This is a genomic window from Serratia sp. BIGb0163, assembly GCF_024809935.1.
Lineage (GTDB): Bacteria > Pseudomonadota > Gammaproteobacteria > Enterobacterales > Enterobacteriaceae > Serratia > Serratia quinivorans.
This window is the reverse complement of sequence record NZ_JANUDZ010000001.1, coordinates 236,878-256,881: the sequence shown is the minus strand read 5'-3', so window position 1 is coordinate 256,881 and position 20,004 is coordinate 236,878. Positions and strand designations below refer to the sequence as shown.

General features: G+C 52.8%; 16 protein-coding genes. 8 read left to right on the top strand and 8 right to left on the bottom strand.

Annotated features, from left to right (window positions below):
• The first annotated feature begins 87 nt into the window (after positions 1 to 87).
• Positions 88 to 660 carry a GNAT family N-acetyltransferase gene (locus M2406_RS01265; RefSeq protein ID WP_259188160.1) on the top strand — a complete coding sequence of 191 codons (573 nt, stop codon included), beginning with the start codon at positions 88 to 90 and terminating at the stop codon, positions 658 to 660.
• Here M2406_RS01265 and M2406_RS01260 read toward each other — a convergent pair.
• Positions 657 to 1,283: a TetR/AcrR family transcriptional regulator gene (locus M2406_RS01260; RefSeq protein ID WP_017892143.1), complete on the bottom strand. Its 627-nt coding sequence runs from the start codon at positions 1,281 to 1,283 to the stop codon at positions 657 to 659. The genes M2406_RS01265 and M2406_RS01260 overlap by 4 nt on opposite strands.
• Positions 1,284 to 1,376: 93 nt before the next feature.
• On the opposite strand from M2406_RS01260, the gene M2406_RS01255 reads away from it, so the two are divergent.
• The 3 genes from M2406_RS01255 (at position 1,377) to M2406_RS01245 (ending at position 4,887) form a co-directional block, all read left to right on the top strand.
• The gene (locus tag M2406_RS01255) at positions 1,377 to 2,216 is read left to right on the top strand and encodes an NAD(P)H-binding protein (RefSeq protein WP_259188159.1); all 840 of its coding nucleotides are present in this window, start codon (positions 1,377 to 1,379) and stop codon (positions 2,214 to 2,216) included.
• A gap of 433 nt (positions 2,217 to 2,649) precedes the next feature.
• A complete protein-coding gene (gene mqo, locus M2406_RS01250) occupies positions 2,650 to 4,227 on the top strand; it encodes a malate dehydrogenase (quinone) (RefSeq protein ID WP_012005957.1) in 1,578 nt (525 codons plus the stop codon).
• Positions 4,228 to 4,428: 201 nt separating this feature from the next.
• Positions 4,429 to 4,887 (top strand): helix-turn-helix domain-containing protein, encoded by a 459-nt coding sequence (locus M2406_RS01245; protein WP_012005956.1) that lies wholly within the window; start codon positions 4,429 to 4,431, stop codon positions 4,885 to 4,887.
• Between the two features lie 65 nt (positions 4,888 to 4,952).
• Here M2406_RS01245 and M2406_RS01240 read toward each other — a convergent pair whose 3' ends face one another.
• The 4 genes from M2406_RS01240 to M2406_RS01225 form a co-directional block, all read right to left on the bottom strand.
• A complete protein-coding gene (locus tag M2406_RS01240; RefSeq protein ID WP_017892140.1) occupies positions 4,953 to 5,996 on the bottom strand; it encodes a fimbrial protein in 1,044 nt (347 codons plus the stop codon).
• Positions 5,997 to 6,007: 11 nt separating this feature from the next.
• Positions 6,008 to 8,623, bottom strand: a complete 2,616-nt coding sequence (locus M2406_RS01235) for a fimbria/pilus outer membrane usher protein (RefSeq protein WP_259188155.1) — start codon at positions 8,621 to 8,623, stop codon at positions 6,008 to 6,010.
• A 28-nt stretch (positions 8,624 to 8,651) separates the two neighbouring features.
• Entirely contained in the window at positions 8,652 to 9,335 is a 684-nt protein-coding gene (locus M2406_RS01230; protein ID WP_012005953.1) for a molecular chaperone, read from the bottom strand.
• Positions 9,336 to 9,406: 71 nt separating this feature from the next.
• A complete protein-coding gene (locus M2406_RS01225) occupies positions 9,407 to 9,934 on the bottom strand; it encodes a fimbrial protein (RefSeq protein ID WP_012005952.1) in 528 nt (175 codons plus the stop codon).
• Between the two features lie 515 nt (positions 9,935 to 10,449).
• On the opposite strand from M2406_RS01225, the gene M2406_RS01220 reads away from it, so the two are divergent.
• From M2406_RS01220 to M2406_RS01210, 3 genes are all read left to right on the top strand, one after another.
• Entirely contained in the window at positions 10,450 to 11,166 is a 717-nt protein-coding gene (locus M2406_RS01220) for an EAL domain-containing protein (protein WP_012005951.1), read from the top strand.
• Between the two features lie 22 nt (positions 11,167 to 11,188).
• Complete coding sequence (locus M2406_RS01215; protein ID WP_012005950.1) at positions 11,189 to 11,779, top strand: LuxR family transcriptional regulator; 591 nt, start codon at positions 11,189 to 11,191, stop codon at positions 11,777 to 11,779.
• A gap of 179 nt (positions 11,780 to 11,958) precedes the next feature.
• The gene (locus M2406_RS01210; RefSeq protein ID WP_115182920.1) at positions 11,959 to 13,581 is read left to right on the top strand and encodes an FMN-binding glutamate synthase family protein; all 1,623 of its coding nucleotides are present in this window, start codon (positions 11,959 to 11,961) and stop codon (positions 13,579 to 13,581) included.
• Between the two features lie 94 nt (positions 13,582 to 13,675).
• Here M2406_RS01210 and betA read toward each other — a convergent pair whose 3' ends face one another.
• The 3 genes from betA to betI form a co-directional block, all read right to left on the bottom strand.
• Positions 13,676 to 15,343, bottom strand: a complete 1,668-nt coding sequence (gene betA, locus M2406_RS01205; protein ID WP_012005948.1) for a choline dehydrogenase — start codon at positions 15,341 to 15,343, stop codon at positions 13,676 to 13,678.
• Between the two features lie 70 nt (positions 15,344 to 15,413).
• Positions 15,414 to 16,886 (bottom strand): betaine-aldehyde dehydrogenase, encoded by a 1,473-nt coding sequence (gene betB, locus M2406_RS01200; RefSeq protein WP_259188146.1) that lies wholly within the window; start codon positions 16,884 to 16,886, stop codon positions 15,414 to 15,416.
• Positions 16,887 to 16,906: 20 nt separating this feature from the next.
• The gene (gene betI / locus M2406_RS01195; protein WP_012005946.1) at positions 16,907 to 17,503 is read right to left on the bottom strand and encodes a transcriptional regulator BetI; all 597 of its coding nucleotides are present in this window, start codon (positions 17,501 to 17,503) and stop codon (positions 16,907 to 16,909) included.
• A 412-nt stretch (positions 17,504 to 17,915) separates the two neighbouring features.
• On the opposite strand from betI, the gene M2406_RS01190 reads away from it, so the two are divergent.
• Positions 17,916 to 19,955: a choline transporter gene (locus M2406_RS01190; RefSeq protein ID WP_012005945.1), complete on the top strand. Its 2,040-nt coding sequence runs from the start codon at positions 17,916 to 17,918 to the stop codon at positions 19,953 to 19,955.
• Positions 19,956 to 20,004: the final 49 nt, after the last annotated feature.

The window sequence follows — 20,004 nt, the reverse complement described above, 5'->3', positions numbered from 1 at the left end:
TATATTGAAGAGCTCGTACTTACCGCAATAATTCTCTGCCCCCCGTTGAGAAACCAATGTAAACCCAGCCAAAACAAGGATGAGCACTTGCATTTGATTAGCCTGCCCTTTACCACCGAACGTCTGCACCTACGCCGCTTTACGCCTGCCGATCTCGATGCGTATGCGGATTATCATCGCATACCGGAGGTCTATCGCTATCTGTACGCACCCACACCGGACGAAGCACAGTTGACCTCCCTGTTTTCCCAGGCGATAACCTCGCGCTTCACTGAGGACGGCGACATACTTTATTGTGCCGTTACCTTGAAAGACAGTGGGGAGTTGATCGGTGAAGTATTGCTAAAACTGGCCAACGGCGCAGCATTGCAGGGGGAGATTGGCTACATTTTCAACCCGGCGTACGCCGGAAAGGGCTATGCCGCGGAAGCCGTAAAATCGGTACTGGATCGCGGGTTTGCCGAATCGGGTTTTCATCGCATATTTGCCCGCCTTGATGCCGCCAACCAGGGCTCGATCGGCGTGGTCGAACGCCTGGGAATGCGTAAAGAGGCACATCTGCGACAAAACGATCGTTTCAACGGCGAATGGGGCGACGAATTGATTTATGCCCTGCTGCAAGAAGAGTGGCGTCTGACACGGGAGCAAGAGCGCCTCTAGGCTTCCGCCAGCATCCTGGCCGCCATTTGCTTATAGCTCGCGACCAGATCGCGGCCCTCATCCGGGCCGGTACTCACCGCCAGTCGCATGGTCGCTTCCCCCAAATGCATCAACAGGAAAGCGGCATTTTCCACCGCCGCCGGGTCCGACTGCGGCCGTAACCGGCGTATTGTCGCTGCCAGCAATGCACCGTTCAACCGGCTTTCCGCCACTTCTTCTTCACGCAGCGTTTTATTGGCCTGGGTCGCCGCCCAGATATCCCGCATCACCGGCTCAGCCATAAACAAGGCGTAATATTCGTCAATCAGGCAGTTAAAAGCCTCGATCAACTGCGGTAATGTCTGCACCTGAATCAAGCCTTGCTCGATGCATTCACGCGCCTCCTGGTTATAACGTTGCGCCAGCACACGCACGATAGCGGTTTTATCCGGGAAGTACTGGTACAGCGCTCCTATCGAAATACCGGCATTTTGCGCCACTTCACTCATACGCATCGCGTCACTGCCCTGCTGGGCTATCAGCGCAGTTGCGCAGTCCAGGATCAGCTTCACCTTCTCACGGCTACGCGTCTGGCTGGGTTTACGCCGCAGGGCGGCAATATTTTTTTGCTTATCATTCATCATGCATCGTCCTTTGAACAAAAACCGCCTTGACAATAATACGAGGGTTTATCATATTTACAAAACATGAGTAACACTCACATTTGGAGCGACGCTATGAGCAGCAACGAAAAGGGTTCACCCATTCTGGTTTTAGGCGCTACCGGAAAAACCGGTAGCCGTGTGGCAGCACGTTTACAACAGCAGGGAATACCGGTACGCGCCGGACATCGTAGTGCCGCCATCCCTTTCGACTGGCAGGACAGTACCACCTGGCAACCTGCCTTGCAGGATGTGGAGAAACTTTATCTCAGCTTTCAACCCGACCTGGCCGTTCCGGGTGCCACCGAAATCGTTGAACGTTTTTGCCGACAGGCGGTAACTGGCGGCGTGCAAAAAATAGTGTTGCTCAGCGGGCGCGGCGAAGACGAGGCCCGTCAGGCGGAAGAGGTGGTTGAACGCAGTGGGGCAGACTGGACGATATTGCGCGCCAGTTGGTTTATGCAAAACTTCAGCGAGAGTTTTATTCTTGATGAATTGCTAAACGGCGCAGTCTATTTGCCACCGGGCGAGATCCCAGAACCTTTTATTGATGCGGAAGATATTGCCGATGTTGCGGTTGCCGCCCTCACCCAGCCCGGCCACAGCAATACGCATTATGAATTGACCGGCCCACGCCTGATGACCTTTGAACAGGCCATTGGCGAGATTGCCGCCGCCGCTGGGCGTGAGATCCACTATCAGCAGGTGCCGGTGGCAGATTACGTCGGATACCTGCGCGAGGCGCAACTGCCGGCGGAAATGGTCACGCTGCTGGAGTATCTATTCAGCACGGTGCTGGACGGACGCAACGCGTCATTGACCGACGATGTCCAGCGTAGTCTCGGGCGTGCACCGCGCGATTTCAGCACTTACATCGCCGACACCCTCCCCAGCGGAGTTTGGCAAACGCGTTGACCGGTTAATGGTCGCCCTGCGCGGCGGCCATTTTCTTTTTGTTACCGAGGACATTTGCAATTGTTCTATAAATATTGTGTGATAGCTGAATATCGTTTAAATCCGCGGCAATTAAACCCTTTAAATATAGCGGTTATATTTAGATGAAAATAACAAATGAATTATTCCTGCCTTTAATCCGCTTTTTTTAATTACAAAAGTAGTTTTTAACAATATTGCAAACAATAATATCCCCTCAGTAACCAGAGTTGAACAACCTGTCCCCAGGCAGCCTGTAATAATCCACTTTTCGTTAAAAAAATGATTAACAAAAAGACATTATCACTGCAATCCGGTTTTGCCGGGCGGGTTGATTTCACTTATTTCCAGGGTACCTCCCGATAAATTCTTTCACCTGCAATGAGTAGAATTTACATACAAGAGAATTGATTTAATGAGAAAAATACTCGTCCTGATTTTCTGTCTGAACCTGTTTGGCGTCACGCAACAGGCAGCAGCAGAAGAGAATAAGACCGTTGATGTGGTTCTGATCGGCGGGGGCATCATGAGCGCCACTTTGGGGACTTACCTGCATGAGCTGGAGCCAAACTGGTCCATCGACATGTATGAACGCATGAATGGCGTAGCGGAAGAAAGCTCCAACGGCTGGAATAACGCCGGTACCGGCCACTCCGCCTTCGCCGAAATGAACTACACCCCAGAAAAAAAAGACGGCAGCATTGATATCAGCAAAGCCGTGGTGGTGAACGAGTCTTTTGAAATCTCTCGTCAATTCTGGTCTTATCAGGTTAAAAATAACGTCCTGAAAGATCCAAAATCCTTTATCAACAGCGTGCCGCACATGAGCTTTGTTTGGGGTGACGATAACGTTAACTTCCTGCGCAAACGCTATGCGGCGCTGCAGCACAGCACCCTGTTCCGTGGTATGGAGTACTCAGAGGACGCCAACCAGATTAAACAGTGGGCACCGCTGGTCATGGACGGTCGCGATCCGAAGCAAAAAATTGCCGCCACCCGCATGCCGCTGGGCACCGACGTTAACTTTGGCGTGATCACCCACCAACTGGTGGATACGCTGACCAAAAATCCAAACTTCAAGCTGAACCTGAGCCATGAAGTGCGCGATATCAAACGCAACGACGACAATACCTGGCGCGTAACCGTGGCCGATCTGACCCGTGACGGCAAAGAAACCACCGTTAATGCCAAGTTCGTGTTTATCGGCGCGGGCGGTGCTTCACTGACGCTGCTGCAGAAAACCGGCATTCCTGAAGCCGAAGGTTACGGCGCCTTCCCGGTCGGCGGTCAGTTCCTGGTGACCACCAACCCGGAAATCGCCAACCAGCATCTGGCCAAGGTTTATGGCCTGGCCAGCGTAGGTTCACCACCGATGTCGGTTCCGCACCTGGATACCCGCATGCTGGATGGCAAACGCGTTCTGCTGTTCGGGCCGTTCGCTACCTTCTCCGGCAAGTTCCTGAAAAACGGTTCACTGTTCGATCTGCTGCATTCCCTGAGCACTTCCAACCTGATGCCAATGACTCACGTCGGCCTGGATAACTTCGACCTGGTGAAATACCTGGTGGGCCAGTTGATGATGAACGACGACGACCGTTTCGCCGCGCTGAAAGAGTATTTCCCTGAAGCCAAACAGGCTGACTGGAAGCTGTGGACTGCCGGCCAACGCGTGCAAATCATCAAGAAAGACGATGAAAAAGGTGGCCTGCTGCAGTTCGGTACCGAAGTGGTCAGCGCTAAAGATGGCAGCATTGCCGCCCTGCTGGGCGCATCACCGGGCGCATCGACTGCCGCACCAATCATGCTGCACCTGATGGAAACCGTGTTCAAAGATAAAGTGGCGACGCCGGAATGGCAGAGCAAGCTGAAAGAGATCATTCCGTCCTACGGCCACAAGCTGAACGGCGATATTGAAATGACCAACAAGATCCGTGGCTACACCAGCAGCGTGTTGCAGTTGGACTATATCGAAGTGAAGCCGGAAACTAACTGATAGCCGTTTCCCTACTCGCTTTAAGGCCGCCTCGTGCGGCCTTTTTCATTTCTCCGCGACGGTAAGAGCACTTTTAGCCACCTTTAGCACCCTAGTTAACACTTGCGTAACCCGGTGTTGCGGCCTATTATCAAAGCACAAGCTTGGATAATTACTCTTACCTACACTGACCTGAATGTCGTACTGCGGGAGAACTCAAACATGGATCGCGTCAATATCATTCACGATTTGCTGGACTGGATTGAAAATCATCTGGATCAACCCTTGCTGTTAGACAATGTGGCAGCCAAGTCAGGCTACTCCAAATGGCACTTGCAAAGGATGTTCCGCAGCACCACCGGCCACGCGCTGGGCAGCTATATCCGCGAGCGTCGTCTTTCGCAGGCGGCACAGGCGCTGCGTTCAAGCCCTCGTCCTATTCTCGACATCGCCCTGCAGTTCCATTTTGATTCCCAACCGTCATTTTCACGCGCGTTCAAAAAACAGTTCGGCAAAACGCCGGCGGTGTATCGCCGCACGACTCGCTGGGATGTGGCAGAAATGCGACCGCAGGCTATCGAACCGCTGAACGGACATCGCCATGAGTCGCCGGGCGTGCATCTGTGGTATGCGGGTAAATCTCTGGACGGGGTCTGCACCAACTGGGTTGGCCAGCACTGAGATAAATATGCATTAAAAAAAGGGGTTCAGCCTGCGCTGAACCCCTTTTTTTTAACTGCCAGCTCTTACTTAAAGGTGACGTCGATATTTGCCGATGCGGTGAATGGCCCAACCTGTGGATTGGTATTCAGCCATTTCAGACTAGCCAAAAAATTCTTTTCAACGATGGTACCGTTGACCAGGCCCAGATCAACCGGGGAGTTCATCATGATCGGCGTGTTTGGCGTTGCTGCCTGCGAAATCAAAATACCGAAACCGCTGTTGCTGGTTGGCATAATCAGACTGTTATCCTGCAATGGATAAGTCGTGCTGAAACTGGCCTGCAGGGTTTCGCCTTTACAGTCCTGACCCGTGGTTGGATCCGACATATTTGCGCTAACCGAGAATGGCACCTGCTTTTCGATTTTGCCGGCCACCGCATTTTGACGCGGTATGGTGCCAAAGTTTACGGTAGAACCGTTGTTAGCCACCACGGTGATTTTCGGGTTACAGGAGATAAACTGGATATTGCCCAACCCGGAAATATAGGCGTTAAAGTTACTGTTAGGCGTGCCGTTCAGACCACCAACCCCATCCACCTGAAATACCGAATAAGCATTGTTGTCATTGATCTTGCCACCCGCCGGAGGTGCCTTGCCCGTCGCCTTAATGTAAATGGCATAGGAAACTGTCACCGTCAGCGACCTGGCCGGACGAAGGCAGGTATTACCTGAGCGACGACATTCAGTCCCTGGCCCCACGTCTTGTTTGGCGTTTTTCACCGGTTTTATATCAATGCTGTTGTAAGTCACGCCAACTTCAATCGAGTTATGGATCTGGCCCATGCGAGCCTGGGGATCCCAATACAGGTAAGCATTTTCCCCGCGCGGGTTGTTCCAGTCATCCACACACTGAAAGGTCGAAGTAAAGGTCTGCGAACGCCATAACAATGCCCCTGGGGCAGTATTGGCCGTCGATACCTTAATCGCCTTATCCAGCACGATATCCTGACGAATGTTGCCATTCTGCTTACAAGACAGCGCAAAGCTGCTCTGTGAGAACGTCCCCAGTGTGACCAGCAGCCCTGCCGCCAGCCCGAGTTTTTTGTGTTTTAACAACAAAGAAGACATATCCATTCCTTTTACGGTTTTCCGCAGGTCAGCGAAAGTTCCTGATAGCCCATCAGCTGTTCGGTCGCCGATTTCAGTTCCGGCACCACTAACGAGCAACTGTCGCCGGCATCGCTGCCCCATTTAACCAACAGGCGATCCCCTGCGGATGCCCCGGAGATATAAATATCCCCATTGGTACCTACGGTACCGTTGTTCTTGCCGTCAGCGCTGAACACGTTGGCGCCGATTGGCGGTACGCCGCCGTCCAACATTTTACTGTGTACCAGCAGGCTTTGACCGGTATGCGTTTCAAACTTCACGCGGGTAATTGCGCCGTATGTCGGTACCACATCACGGGCTGCCATCGGGATATCCAGGCCGTTGCCGATATCTTCGGTGCGCAGCGCCACGCGGTTGTGACGGTATGGCGACGCAGAAGTCATCACCGCGTAACCAAAGCGGTCAATAGCCACACCCGGTTGGTTTTCCAGACGAACGCCTTTGGCGTCTTTGGCTTCAACCAGCACGAAAGTATTCTGTAATGGCTGAGTCAACGTCACACCACCGGAGTGCGCCACGATACCGCCCGATACGCCCAACGAAGACTGCTGGTAATCATTGCTGTAGCTGTAACCGGCATTCACCGTACCCATGCTGCCCTGATAACCCACGTTAGCCGAGGTGGTTTGCCCAGCGTAACGATCGTGACCGCTCTGCACCGCGTAGTTCAGACGGTTATCGTCCAATGCGGTACCGCTCAGGCCGGCGCTATAAGTATTACCGCTCTGCTTGCTGTGCCCAGCGTTGAAGCTGGCCGTCATATCAGAGGAGTCTCTGCTGAAGAAGCTGAACGGAATAGATACAGTCATGTTAATACTGCGATCTTTATAACCGTAGTTGCTGCGGCTGTCTTGATAGAACACGCCGTAGCTGATGTTTTTATAGCTGCTGTTAAAGCCGGTTTGAACCGTACGATCCTGGCCAGAGCCGCCCCAGTATGACTGGTTGCTGACGTTGGTATACAGCGTTGAGTTACCGGCGATACGCTGATTGATCGACAATTCTACACGCTGGCGTTTATTGTTGAACTTGCTGGTGTAATAAGTCCGACGACGTGATTCAGCCCAGTCAGGTACACCCAGATTACGGTCATTTTCATCGTAGTAATCATTGCGGTAGTAGCCGTTTTCATAGCGATCGCGTTCCGCAACCGCATCTGAGAAATCATAGTAGCCGGAGGTCGAATAACGGTAGCCGGCGATCTGGAATTCAGTACCCCAGTCGTTGAGCGACTTGGAGTACAGGAAGCGGAAGCTCTCACCCTGCTTGTCATCACCGTTGACCAGGTTGGTGTCGGAATAGGACATGTCAAAAGAAACCGCCCCCCAAACACCCATGTTTTTACCCATACCCAGCACCGCAGAACGGTAATTTTCTGCCACCAGCACGCCGCCGTAAGGCGTAATGTCATACCCCATACCGTGGGACAAGGTACCTTGCACAAATTTTGGCTGGTATTTGGTCGTGCCGTCATGATACTTACCGGCAGTCATCTGATAGTCCCAGATCCCTTCACGCAGCATGTTCGGCACGGAAGAGAATGGCACCACGAAAGTGGTTCTCGAACCGTTGGCCTCAATGACCGTTACGTTCAGGTTACCGCTCAGGGTACTTGGGAAAATATCCGTCAGCGCAAACGGGCCAGGCGGCACGTTGGTACTGTATATGGTGTAGCCGTTTTGGCGGATCTCGACGCGGGCGTTGGTCGACGCCACGCCACGCACTACCGGCGCATAGCCGCGCTGGCTTTCCGGCAGCATGTCGTTGGCGCTGGAAATCTGCACGCCGCGGAACTGGATGCTGTCGAACACGTTGTTGTTGGTGTTGGTCTGGCCAATCACCATGCGGCTACGCAGGGAAACAATGTCAGTTTCTGCCCAGCTCGAAACGGTATTCCAATGAGTACCGGCACCCGACTGCTGGTTCAGCGTCGAGTTATTGCGCAAACGCCAATTACCAATGTTGAGACCGTTGTTCAGGCTCAGGAAGTAATAGTCTGATGTTTTATCGTTGGCGTTATTGCTGTAATTATTGTGGTTGCCGCTGAAGTTATAGTTAACGAAGCCGGCGTTAATCCCGCGATCGTAAACCTTCGGCGAAATAGCCCCTTGCGGACGCGGCTCCAGAAACACCTGCGGCACTTCCAGATCCATACGCTGTATAGCGGCGTCATAGCTCAGCTTGGCACCCGAGATTTGCTGGGACAACGCATAACACTGCGCGGCACCTTCGGTTTTCATATCGCCTGGCAGTTTAACGCCGTAATCCTGGTAATCCTGCGCTGTCAGGCAAGGCATTACCGGCGTGTCTTTGGTATCTTTTTTGAATTCGATTTCGCGGTGATCGATACGCTGACCATTCAGGTAAATATCAAACGGATATTTGCCTGGCAAGATATCATCGCCGCTGGACAACGCTGCCACTTGGGCAATGTTGTCGTCGCCATGGATGAAGGAGGTGTTGAACTGCTCCTCCGCCATGGCCATATGAGAGAATGAAAATGGCACCGCAGAAAAATAAATTACACCATTAATCAGCCTGACCAAACGTTTTGGCGTGAGGGTTGTTATTCTTTTATGTGCCATTTCTTGTTCATTCCTTGAAGGGCTTAAATCAATTTAATGCAACGTTCTTAATCTCGGTGTGGCCGCCGTAATCGTTGATATAGGTAAACGACATACTGCCGGCCGACTGCGCGCCCTGTGGCAGAGCAATTTTCAGGCTATCTTGCGGTTTCACCATATCGGCATTCACTTTCCAGCTCTTGCCACCGCTTTTCAGCGTCAGAACGCCCAGCGTCACATACAGCGGACCGTTGTTGGTGACCACCAGATTGCCGCCCTGGCGCTGCCATTTCAGCGCTTCAGCCTGCTGTTGCAGGTTGGCCTTCAAGGCCTCAGGACGGTAGAACAGTTTGATTCGGGTACGGATCGCCACCTGCAGCACGTTATCTTGCTTAGGCGTTGGCGGTATTTCCTGTACGTTTACCCAGAGCAGACTTTCTCTGTCCTGCGGTAACCCGCTGCCGGAATAGATAAAACGCAGAATGGCGTCTTTCTTGGCAGCCAGTTTTAAAATAGGTGGAGTGACCACGATCGGTAAATTCTTCGGCATCTGGCTTGAATCACCAGTATCCAGCCAGGTTTGCACCATATAGGTGTCGTCGCTGTCATTGCTGATTGAGAGCGATGCGGATTTACTTCCGCTGTTATAAATTACGCGCGTTGAATCAACTTGAATGCCGGCAAAAGCATTAACGGAAAACGCGAGTAAAATACAAGAAAGCACTTTTTTCATCGGAATATCTCAACTCTCAGAATTTAGCCGTCCATGGCCAATAGCTCTATCTATCCTGCCAGCGAATTAAATTATTTGTATTCGATGGTGAAGGTAGCGTTAGAGTTTGCCTGACCCGCAGTTACCAGATCCTGGTAAGATTTATAACGAGCGCGCAGGTTGAAAGTCGCAGAACCTGGGTTGTCGCCATCAGCAGCAACAGAAACGGTAGCTGGAGTAGCAACTTCCTGAGAGATTGGCAGAGTTGCGCCGTTGTTATCCAGGATTTCAACGCCAACTCCGTTAGCGCCGCCAGTTACAGCCAACAGCTCTGGGTGACCAGCTGGGGTGTTACCGTCGAAACGCAGGGTGTAGTTACCTGCTTCACATTTCTCCAGGCTAATATCGAAAGCTTTAGCACCGCTGGTAGAACCAGAAGTTGGGAATGCGGTAGTAGGATATTTACCCAGGTAAACTTCTTTATTCTGGTCTTTATCAACTACTTTACAGGTAGACTGTACGATTTCACCGGTGAATTTAACGTTGCCGCTTGCAGCAGTAGCGTTATAAGCAGTAGCAGACAATACCAGCGCGGCCAAAGGCAATAATACTTTTTTCATTTCCAGCTCCATAGAAAAACAATAAAATAATCGATTCAGTGACAGATGAATATATACCGACCCGGCACTGAGCATACACTCAGCGATAGCACTCCTTGCTTAAAAGGAATGTTGCCTCGATGAACCCATTGCCGGACGAAATATAGACTAAGCGCATTCTTATTGTTAAATCGTTTAAAACATTCATAAGCCCTCTCTTGATAGGAATAAACTATCAACAAATACCTATCGATCGATGTTGACGATTTAATCGAATAGGAATAATCTGTGTTTGGGAAAGCCCTGCAGTTGGACATTTTGACTTAAGGCCTGATTAACAGCACATTATTCTAAATATTTACACTTTGTTACCTTTTGAGTGATTTAGACTTCGCAACAAATTGCACGTTTAATGGTCTGTAAGCGGCATTGCTCTTCCTGACTGCATTAAATAAGATTCTTACCCATAAACAGACTGATTTTATTTTATTTTCGTTATAAAACAGCTATTTGTATATCAATCAAAGGATTGAGGAATGCACAGTTCTTTTAGAGAGCAAAATAACGGAATTAATTATGTTTTCCAGCCAATGTTCGCAAAATCCGGACAATTGCTGGCCGTTGAGTGCCTGTCACGATTCACTTTTAATAGTGAATATGCACATTTCTCTCCTGAACAGTTCTTTCGCTCTGCTGATAGCGCCACCCGGATTGAGATTCTGTTAGAGCAGGTCAGTCTGATAGAAAAATATAATCACTGGTTTCGTAAAAATCAGGTTATAGCCACATTAAATGTGGACGATCATTCGCTGAGGTCTTTGGCTAATAGTCATTTTGCAGAAAGAATTAACGCTACTCGCTGTATTCATTTTGAAATCAGCGAGAACTCAACCCGATTGGTAAAGGATCGCGTCCACGGCGATCCCTCTCTCAAGAGTTATTCATTTTGGCTCGATGATTTTGGTTCTGGCTATGCGGGTTTTTCCGCATTGTATAACAGTCAATTTCGCTTCGTTAAATTGGACCGTTTTTTACTATGGGACTTTATGAAAAAGTCCGGCGGTGAAGGTTTAATGCGCGCTTTATTGCGCTTTTTTCACCTTAATCATTACAAGGTGATTATCGAAGGAGTAGAAACTCCCGAACATAAAAAATGGCTGGACGAAATGCCATATTACGCACTGCAGGGAAAGCTGTGGAAGGAATCCGACATCAAGGATTTGAACTCGCTTCTTACAGCTGAATACTTTTAACTCATTATGGGTGTTTGCCATTATGTCTAAAAACAATGTCCTTGTTATTAGTGAGTGTAAGTACAGCTATGTCGGCCTTTCGGTATTATTGAAAAAACATTACGGCAAGTACGATATCAGACTGTTTTCGGATTTTATGCACGGTGGCGCCAAGGCGGAGAAAATAATCAAGCACGACATCGCGCTGATTTTCACCTCACAAAATCTGGAACAAAGCGTCAATGTCATTGAAAGCCTGGTGTCTTTGCATCAGCAATACAACTCAAAAACACGCCTGCTGGTGTTTTATGACGATGAGCGCGTAGTGAAACTGTTGTCGATTCTGGGTATTTCCGTTGAGCTGGTCTCTACCCGTATCCCTCTTTATTCACTACAGGAAAAGATACAAACCCTGTTGGAAAGCAAAGAGCCGGGCGGGATAAAAATGCAGAAAACCCGAGAGCTCAGCCCAGCGGAAAGTGACGTTATTTTCAATTTGCTGCGTGGCGATAGCCTGCTGCACATTGCCCAAAAACGCGGCACTCACCCCAAAACCATTTTTTCTCAGAAGTACAGTGCGATGAAAAAACTGCGTTTGCGTAGCATGAGCACCATCTTCGTCGCCAGTAAGTAACCCTTCAGGCCGCCGCCCGGTGGCCTGTATTCCGCTCGTTACGTTAAATAAATGTAACAATAAGCGATAAAGCAGTAACAGCCACATAACACTCCTGCCTATTGGTTAGGATCCAACCACGGAAATTTCCCGTGAGTCATGTCGTCTGGATCAAAATCAAAAAAACATCAGGAGATGTTATGAAGTCGTCCTTATTCAGCCGTTATACCTGCTTTGTGTTGAGTCTCTTGTTGACGCTGACATCATTGGTACTGTTGTCGCACCACCCCTGGTTTTGGCTGCCGGCGATCATTTTTGGCGGGCTGAGCGCACTGGGGATTTACGATTTGACCCAGCAGCGCCACGCCATCTGCCGCAACTACCCCATCATCGGCCGCCTGCGCTTCTTCTTCGAATTTATCCGCCCGGAAATACGCCAGTATTTATTGGAAGAAGATAACGCTCAGATCCCGTTTTCCCGTACTCAACGCACGCTGGTCTATCGCCGCGCCAAAAACGAAATGGGTGACAAACCCTTCGGCACTCAGCTGGACGTCTATCAAACCGGCTATGAATGCATCGGCCATTCCATGTGTCCGGTAGCGGTATCCGATCCGACCAGCTTCCGCGTGGCGATCGGCGGCCCCGGCTGCAGCCAGCCCTACTCCGCCTCTATCTTTAATATCTCCGCCATGAGTTTCGGCGCGCTGTCGGCCAATGCCATTCGTGCCCTCAATCTGGGCGCGGCCAAGGGCAATTTTTATCATGACACCGGTGAGGGCAGCATCAGCCGCTATCACCGTGAGAACGGCGGCGATCTGGTGTGGGAACTGGGAAGCGGCTATTTTGGTTGCCGCACCAGCGATGGCCATTTTGATCCGCAGCGCTTTGCCGAGCAGGCTAAAAACCCGCAGGTCAAAATGATTGAAATCAAACTCAGTCAGGGCGCCAAGCCGGGCCATGGCGGCATTCTGCCGGCGAAAAAAGTGGATGCGGAAATTGCCGCGACGCGCGGTGTACCAGAAGGGATCGACTGTATTTCGCCGGCCTCACACAGTGCCTTTAGCACCCCGGTGGAAATGATGCACTTCATTGAGCAGTTGCGCGAGCTGTCTGGTGGCAAACCCGTGGGCTTCAAGCTATGTATCGGCCACCCCTGGGAGTTTGTCGCCATCGCCAAGGCCATGTTGCAGACCCAAATATTGCCGGACTTTATCGTGGTGGACGGCAAAGAAGGCGGCACCGGGGCGGCTCCGCTGGAGTTGTCCAACTATATGGGCATGCCACTGCGCGAAGGGCTGTTGTTCGTACATAACACCCTGGTTGGCTGTGGATTGCGTGACCAAATCAAAATAGGTGCCAGCGGCAAGATTATCAGCGCCTTCGACATCGCCAGCGTATTGGTACTGGGTGCCGACTGGGTGAATTCAGCGCGCGGCTTTATGTTCGCCGTAGGCTGCATTCAATCGCAGAGTTGTCACACCAACCACTGCCCGACCGGCGTCGCCACTCAGGATCCGCTGCGACAGAAAGCGCTGGTGGTGCCAAACAAGGCGGAGCGCGTCTACCATTTTCACCAGAACACGGTGAAGGCGCTGGCGGAAATGTTGGCAGCGGCCGGGGTCAGCCGCCCGGAACAGCTGACTTCACACCATATGCTGCGCCGCATTACCTCAACGGAAATCAAGGTCTATGCCGACATTTATTACTACCTGAAACCTGGGGCGCTGTTGCAAAAAGAGATTGAAAGCGATTTCTATGCGCGCATGTGGCGTATGGCGACACCAAACAGTTTCGATCAGGCGATCGCCCTGCCGGTTTAAGCGGTGGATTGTCCCCTCGCCTCAGGGAAGGACTTTGGAGAGGGGGTTGCTTGCTACAGCAGCCCTCCCCCTCGGTGGCGAGAGGACATGTTGGTTACTGTTTACGCGCCGGGGCGTTACCGGCCACGTAGTATTCTGCGGTGCTGCGCGGCAGCGGCGTGCGTTGGCGGATACGGTCGGCGATTTTCTCGGCGATCATGATAGTGGTGGCATTCAGATTACCGGTAATGATCAACGGCATAATTGACGCATCCACCACCCGCAGCCCTTCCAGGCCGTGCACCCGGCCCTGACCATCCACCACCGCCATTTCGTCTTCACCCATTTTGCATGAGCAGGAAGGATGGAAGGCGGTTTCGGCATGTTCGCGAACAAAAGCGTCCAACTGCTCGTCGGTCTGCACTTCCGGCCCTGGGCTTATCTCACGACCACGGTATTCATCCAACGCCGGCTGCGCCATGATTTCACGTGTGATACGGATAGCATCACGGAACTCCTGCCAGTCCTGCTCGGTCGCCATATAGTTGAACAAGATGCTCGGGTGCTGGCGCGGATCTTTGGATTTGACCTGCACCCGGCCACGGCTCGGGGAGCGCATCGAACCGACGTGTGCCTGGAAACCGTGCTCTTTCACCGCATTACTGCCGTTGTAGTTAATCGCTACCGGCAGGAAATGATACTGAATGTTCGGCCAGGCAAACTCTTCACGGCTGCGGATAAAACCACCGGCTTCAAACTGGTTACTGGCACCAATACCGCTGCCATTGAATAGCCATTCCGCACCGATTTTCGGCTGGTTAAACCATTGCAGCGCCGGGTACAGCGACACCGGTTTTTTACAGGCGTACTGCAGGTACATTTCCAGATGGTCTTGCAGGTTTTCACCCACACCCGGCAGTTCGTGTACCAGATCAATATCCAGACGGTTCAACAAGGCGGCCGGCCCCACGCCGGAGCGCTGCAGGATCTGTGGCGAGGCGATCGCCCCGGCGCACAGCAGCACTTCCCGACGCGCACGGGCACTGGTGACATCCTTTGCTTCACCCTGCAAGTAGTCAACGCCCACCGCCCGCTTGCCGTCGAAGCGGATGCGATCGGTCAGCGCGTGGGTCACAATCTTCAAATTAGGGCGAGAACGCGCCTGATCCAGATAACCGCGAGCGGTGCTGGCACGACGACCTTTCGGCGTTACGGTGCGATCCATCGGGCCGAAGCCTTCCTGCTGGTAGCCGTTCAGATCCTCGGTACGCGGGTAGCCTGCCTGAACGCCAGCCTCCACCATCGCGTGGAATAATTCGTTGTTACCGGCTTTCGGCGTGGTAACGCTGACCGGGCCATCACCGCCGTGAAAATCGTTCGGCCCGATATCGCGGGTTTCCGCCTTGCGGAAATACGGCAGACAATCCAGATAGCTCCAGTCTTCCAGACCCGGTGCCTTAGCCCAGTTATCGAAATCCATCGCGTTGCCGCGGATGTAGCACATGCCGTTTATCAGCGACGAACCGCCCAGTCCCTTACCACGACCACATTCCATGCGACGATTGTTCATGTGCGGCTCAGGGTCGGTTTCATAGGCCCAGTTGTAACGGCGGCCCTGCAGCGGGAATGCCAACGCCGCCGGCATCTGAGTGCGAAAATCCATCCGATAGTCCGGACCGCCGGCTTCCAGCAGCAGCACGCTGACGTCAGCGTCTTCGGTTAAGCGGGTGGCTAATACGTTACCGGCCGAGCCGGCCCCGATAATGATGTAATCGTATTCCATCGATTATCTCCTGATAGGCAATGCGCCTGACGCGGACGCGCCAGGCGAAAGAAAGAAAAAGCGGGGATAGTTAAAATACCGAGGCGTATTCGCCCAGCTCGACCTGCACTGATTTGATCTGGGTGTAGTGCTCCAGCGTCATCAGGCCGTTTTCTCGACCGACGCCGGACTGCTTGTAACCGCCAACCGGCATTTCCGCCGCCGATTCGCCCCAGGTATTAATCCAGCAGATGCCGGCTTCCAACTGGTGGATCACCCGATGGGCGCGGGTCAGATCATTGGTCACGACACCCGCGGCCAGGCCGAAGGTGGTGTCGTTGGCGCGGCGTACTACTTCGTCTTCACTTTGATAGCTGAGGATGCTCATGACCGGCCCGAAGATCTCTTCGCGCACAATTTCCATCTCGTCACGACAATCGGTAAACACCGTCGGCGCCACATAAGCGCCCTTGGCAAATTCACCTTCAGTGACACGCTCGCCACCGCACAGCAGACGCGCACCGCTGTTCTTGCCGCTTTCGATAAAGCGCAGCACCGACTCCATATGCGCGAAGCTAACCAGCGGACCAAAATTGGTTTGCGGATCGGTAGGGTCGCCCAGACGGATACGTTTTACACGCTCGAGAATTTTGGCTTCAAATTGTGCCTGCAACGCTGCGGGAACAAATACGCGGGTGCCGTTGGTACACACCTGGCCGGAACTGTAGAAGTTGGCCATCATGGCGATATCAGCGGCGCGATCCAAATCGGCGTCGTCAAAGATAATCAGCGGCGATTTGCCACCCAGTTCCATGGTGACTTCTTTCAGCGTCGAGCCGGAGGCATTAGCCATCACTTTCTTGCCGGTTTTCACTCCGCCGGTGAACGACACCTTGGCGATACCAGGATGATCGGTCAGGTACTGGCCCACTTCTGCGCCGCTGCCGGTGACCACGTTGAATACGCCGTCCGGCAGGCCCGCTTCGGTGTAGATCTCTGCCAGTTTCAGCGCCGTCAAAGAAGTCACTTCACTGGGTTTGAAAATCATGGCGTTGCCTGCCGCCAATGCGGGGGCAGACTTCCATAAGGCGATTTGAATCGGGTAGTTCCAGGCGCCGATACCGGCCACCACACCCAAGGGTTCGCGGCGGGTATAAACAAAGGAGGTATCGCGCAGCGGGATCTGCTGCCCCTCGATGGACGGGATCAGGCCAGCGTAATACTCCAGCACGTCGGCACCGGTGACAATATCTACCGCCGTGGTTTCCGACATCGCCTTACCGGTATCCAGCGTTTCCAGCGCGGCCAGTTCGTCGTTACGTTCGCGCAGGATATCTACTGCACGACGCAAAATGCGAGAACGCGCCATCGCCGTCATTGCCGCCCACACCTTTTGTCCGCTGGCTGCGCTGGCCACCGCACGGTTGACGTCTTCAGCGCTGGCGGACTGGATTTCGGCAAGGACTTCGCCGTTCGCCGGGTTCACTGCGTTGAAGGTTTTTCCATCGGTACTGTCTACATAGGCGCCATTAATATAGAGCTTCTGTAAGCCAAAACGGGACATAGGTTCTCCTTGGGTTGTCCTCAGGGTGGCGTGTGCCCCCGGAGTTGAAACGTAATGTAATCGGTAGTGAGCGCTATCGCCTGCGCCTGATTAAATGCCGCACCGCGCAACGCGCTGCGCAACCACAGGCCGTCGATCAACGCCGCCAGCCCTTTGGCTGCCAGCCGTGCCTCCGCCTGCGGCAACACCCGGCTAAATTCAGCGCACAGGTTGGAATACAGACGGCGACCATTCACCTGCTGCAGCCGATTGAGCTGCGGCTGATGCAGACTGCTGGCCCAAAAGGCCAACCAGGTTTTCATCGCCGCGCTGTTGATCTGGCTGTCGTCGAAGTTGCCGGCGACGATCGCCTGTAGCCGCGATGCCGGGCTGTGGTCGCTCAGCGCCTGCAGCCTTAGCTTCACCGCTTCGCCCAGATGGCTAATCAAATAGCGCATCGTGGCCTCCAGCAGGCCGTTCTTGTCCTTGAAATAGTGGCTGATGATGCCGTTGGAAACCCCCGCCCGCCGCGCTATCTGCGCAATGGTGGCATCATGCATTCCAACTTCATTGACTGCGGCCAGCGTGGCATCTATCAACTGCTGCCTTCTGATCGGCTGCATCCCTACCTTTGGCATAATTCGACTCTCACAAAACCGACTTCGGCCTCGTCTCAGCGGCGGAATTTCACTGCCTTTCCGCCTGCTGAACTTGGTCTTCATGCTAACTATTAAACTTTTTTTTGATTGAACGTTCAATAAAAATTGAATATATTTTATTGCCGATTGGTTATAAATATGTATTTTTCGGTTGTGGAACTGGCTGATTTTTGTGAGGTATTTAACGAATCTGACCAAAATCAGTGTCTGTAAGCGGTTCCCACCACGAAGCGATTTTCCGCTTCGTAAACAAGCAAAGCGGCAATCTTTGGCAAGCAATAGTGATTGCCGCGGCGTTCTTATCCGCACTGTTTCCGGGCGACACCCGCGTGTCGTTCAGGCTGGTGTGTGGGCACGATTTTACTCAGTTGTTAAAAAACAGAGGAAGACGATGACAACACGCGAAACCTCCTCAAAACCGCAAAAGGATGGCCTTAATCCTGTGGTTTTCTTTACCTCGGCAGGGCTGATTTTGGCCTTCTCGCTGATGACCATCTTTTTTACCGATTTCTCCGGGCGATGGATCACCCGCACCCTGAATTGGGTTTCAACCACCTTCGGCTGGTACTATCTGCTGGCCGCCACCCTGTACATCGTATTTGTGGTGTTTATCGCCGCTTCGCGCTTTGGTTCGATCAAGCTCGGGCCTGAACAATCAAAACCCGAATTCAGCCTGATGAGCTGGGCGGCGATGCTGTTCGCCGCCGGTATCGGCATCGATCTGATGTTCTTCTCGGTCGCCGAACCGGTGACACAATATATGATGCCGCCGGAAGGCCAGGGCCAGACGCTGGAAGCCGCACGCCAGGCAATGGTCTGGACGCTGTTCCACTACGGCCTGACCGGCTGGTCGATGTATGCGTTGATGGGTATCGCCCTCGGCTATTTCAGCTATCGCTATAACCTGCCGCTGACCATCCGCTCTGCCCTGTACCCGATTTTCGGTAAACGCATCAATGGCCCGATTGGCCACAGCGTAGATATCGCCGCGGTGCTGGGTACCATCTTCGGTATCGCTACCACGCTCGGTATTGGCGTAGTGCAGTTGAACTACGGGCTGAAAGTGCTGTTCCACATACCGGAAAACCTGACGGTTCAGGCCGCGTTGATCCTGCTTTCGGTGATCATGGCCACCATTTCGGTGACTTCCGGCGTCAATAAGGGCATCCGTATTCTGTCCGAGCTCAACGTGCTGTTGGCACTGGGGCTGATCCTGTTTGTGCTGTTCTTCGGCGATACCGAGTTCCTGCTCAATGCGCTAGTGCTTAACGTCGGTGATTACGTCAACCGCTTTATGGGCATGACGCTCAACAGCTTCGCCTTCGATCGCCCGGTGGAATGGATGAACAACTGGACCCTGTTCTTCTGGGCCTGGTGGGTGGCCTGGGCGCCGTTTGTCGGCCTGTTCCTGGCGCGAATTTCACGTGGGCGTACCATTCGCCAGTTTGTGGTCGGCACGCTGATTATTCCTTTCGTGTTTACCCTGCTGTGGCTGTCAATCTTCGGTAACAGCGCGCTGTACCAGATTATTCACGGCAACGCCGCCTTCGCGCAGGAAGTGATGCAATACCCGGAACGGGGGTTCTATAGCCTGCTGGCGCAGTATCCGGGCTTTACCTTCAGCGCTTCGGTGGCCACTATCACTGGGCTGCTGTTCTACGTCACCTCGGCGGATTCAGGCTCGCTGGTGCTGGGTAACTTCACCTCACGCCTGAGCGACATCAATAATGACGCCCCCAACTGGCTGCGTATTTTCTGGTCGGTAGCGATTGGCCTGCTGACCATAGGTATGTTGATGACCGACGGCGTGCCTGCCCTGCAGAAAACCACGGTGATCATGGGCCTGCCGTTCAGCTTTGTGATCTTCTTCGTGATGGCCGGGTTGTATAAATCGCTACGGGTGGAGGATTACCGCAAGGCCAGCGCGCTGAACACCAATGCGCCCATGCCGGTGTCCAGCAATGACGTGCTGAACTGGAAACAGCGCCTGTCGCGGGTAATGAATTATCCGGGCAGCCAATATACACAGAAAATGATGGATACCCGCTGTCGGCCGGCGATGCAGGAAGTGGCGCGTGAGCTGGAATTACGCGGCGCCAAAGTGGAGTTCAGTGAAGTGCCGCCGACCGAAGATGAGCGTTTAAACCATCTGGAGTTGCTGGTGCATTTAGGCGAGGAGCAGAACTTTATCTATCAGATCTGGCCGCAGCGTTACTCGGTGCCGGGCTTTACCTATCGCGCCCGCTCCGGCAAGTCACACTACTACCGGCTGGAAACCTTCCTGATGGAAGGCACCCAGGGCAATGACCTGATGGACTACAGCAAGGAACAGGTGATCGGCGATATCCTCGATCAGTACGAAAAACACCTGAACTTTGTGCACATCCACCGCGAGGCACCGGGTAACACCCTGACCTTCCCGGATATGTAAGCGCTAATCCGCTGTTAAACACCAAAGGCCACATTACGTGGCCTTTGGT

What these genes read in the sequence shown, in the direction of transcription:
- M2406_RS01230 (WP_012005953.1), bottom strand. Translation starts at nt 9,335, where the DNA reads ATGAAAAAAGTGCTTTCTTGTATTTTACTCGCGTTTTCCGTTAATGCT.
- M2406_RS01225 (WP_012005952.1), bottom strand. Translation starts at nt 9,934, where the DNA reads ATGAAAAAAGTATTATTGCCTTTGGCCGCGCTGGTATTGTCTGCTACT.
- M2406_RS01210 (WP_115182920.1), top strand. Translation starts at nt 11,959, where the DNA reads ATGAAGTCGTCCTTATTCAGCCGTTATACCTGCTTTGTGTTGAGTCTC.
- betA (WP_012005948.1), bottom strand. Translation starts at nt 15,343, where the DNA reads ATGGAATACGATTACATCATTATCGGGGCCGGCTCGGCCGGTAACGTA.
- M2406_RS01255 (WP_259188159.1), top strand. Translation starts at nt 1,377, where the DNA reads ATGAGCAGCAACGAAAAGGGTTCACCCATTCTGGTTTTAGGCGCTACC.
- betI (WP_012005946.1), bottom strand. Translation starts at nt 17,503, where the DNA reads ATGCCAAAGGTAGGGATGCAGCCGATCAGAAGGCAGCAGTTGATAGAT.
- M2406_RS01240 (WP_017892140.1), bottom strand. Translation starts at nt 5,996, where the DNA reads ATGTCTTCTTTGTTGTTAAAACACAAAAAACTCGGGCTGGCGGCAGGG.
- M2406_RS01245 (WP_012005956.1), top strand. Translation starts at nt 4,429, where the DNA reads ATGGATCGCGTCAATATCATTCACGATTTGCTGGACTGGATTGAAAAT.
- M2406_RS01260 (WP_017892143.1), bottom strand. Translation starts at nt 1,283, where the DNA reads ATGATGAATGATAAGCAAAAAAATATTGCCGCCCTGCGGCGTAAACCC.
- M2406_RS01190 (WP_012005945.1), top strand. Translation starts at nt 17,916, where the DNA reads ATGACAACACGCGAAACCTCCTCAAAACCGCAAAAGGATGGCCTTAAT.
- mqo (WP_012005957.1), top strand. Translation starts at nt 2,650, where the DNA reads ATGAGAAAAATACTCGTCCTGATTTTCTGTCTGAACCTGTTTGGCGTC.
- M2406_RS01235 (WP_259188155.1), bottom strand. Translation starts at nt 8,623, where the DNA reads ATGGCACATAAAAGAATAACAACCCTCACGCCAAAACGTTTGGTCAGG.
- M2406_RS01215 (WP_012005950.1), top strand. Translation starts at nt 11,189, where the DNA reads ATGTCTAAAAACAATGTCCTTGTTATTAGTGAGTGTAAGTACAGCTAT.
- M2406_RS01220 (WP_012005951.1), top strand. Translation starts at nt 10,450, where the DNA reads ATGCACAGTTCTTTTAGAGAGCAAAATAACGGAATTAATTATGTTTTC.
- betB (WP_259188146.1), bottom strand. Translation starts at nt 16,886, where the DNA reads ATGTCCCGTTTTGGCTTACAGAAGCTCTATATTAATGGCGCCTATGTA.